An 897-nucleotide genomic window follows, 5' to 3' on the forward strand; every position below is an offset into this window, starting at 1 on the left:
TCTCATACCCATTGCAATAAAGCTAGCACCATCTCGGCATGAGGTGGTGTGGTGTTATTGGTTTAAGGAAAAAAATATGCAACGTTATCCCATGACTCCGCAAGGACATGCGGCTTTAGAAGCCGAATTAAAACAGTTAAAAAGTGTTGACCGTCCACGCATCACAGCATCTATCGCTGAAGCTCGTGAACATGGCGACCTAAAAGAAAATGCTGAATATCATGCCGCGCGCGAACAACAAGGTTTCTGCGAAGCGCGTATCCGTGATATCGAAGCCAAGCTAGGCGGTGCACAAGTTATCGATCCTACCACCCTACCAAAAGAAGGCCGTGTGGTATTTGGCGTTAGTGTTATTATCGAAAATATGGATACCGAAGAAGAAAAACAGTACAAAATCGTTGGTGATGACGAAGCAGACTTCAAAGTTGGAAAAATTTCTGTCAACTCGCCAATCGCTCGTGGTCTGATCGGCAAGTCTGAAGGCGATGAAGCCCGTATTGAGACGCCAAAAGGCGTGGTTGAATACGAAGTGATGAAAGTGATATACGATTAATGTGACAGGTTTTTATAGCTATAATTTATGACTGTTTAATTAAAAAACCTTTGTTCTTAATCATGCTGTAAAAAAGACAAAACAGCTGTATACAATTTTATCTTTCTACTTAATTCGTTTTAGCGCATAATTGCGTAAATCTAACGCATATCATCATGCAGATTTATCGCGCTGTTAACGAAAAATAATGATGGCTGAATATAGTGAGTACTGGCTATTATCAGTACTAATACCCTCGTTATTTGACATGTTTAATAGTGTCATTTAATGGGGGTTTTTTATGTAATATCTGTCACAAATCTTAGGGCGTGTCCTCATTTTAAAAATGATGATAAAAATAAGAT

At 39.2% G+C, this 897-nt stretch carries 1 protein-coding gene; it reads left to right on the forward strand.

The window, feature by feature from the left end; all coding sequences use genetic code 11:
* Positions 1-76 precede the first annotated feature (76 nt).
* A complete protein-coding gene (gene greA / locus ACT3RN_RS15855; protein WP_192520232.1) occupies positions 77-553 on the forward strand; it encodes a transcription elongation factor GreA in 477 nt (158 codons plus the stop codon).
* The last annotated feature ends 344 nt before the right edge of the window (positions 554-897 follow it).

This window comes from Psychrobacter sp. AOP5-GZ1-6 (assembly GCF_052376345.1).
In the GTDB taxonomy this organism is placed as follows: domain Bacteria; phylum Pseudomonadota; class Gammaproteobacteria; order Pseudomonadales; family Moraxellaceae; genus Psychrobacter.

Excerpts from the sequence above, each read along its gene's own strand:
- greA (WP_192520232.1), top strand. The coding sequence starts at position 77 with ATGCAACGTTATCCCATGACTCCGCAAGGACATGCGGCTTTAGAAGCC.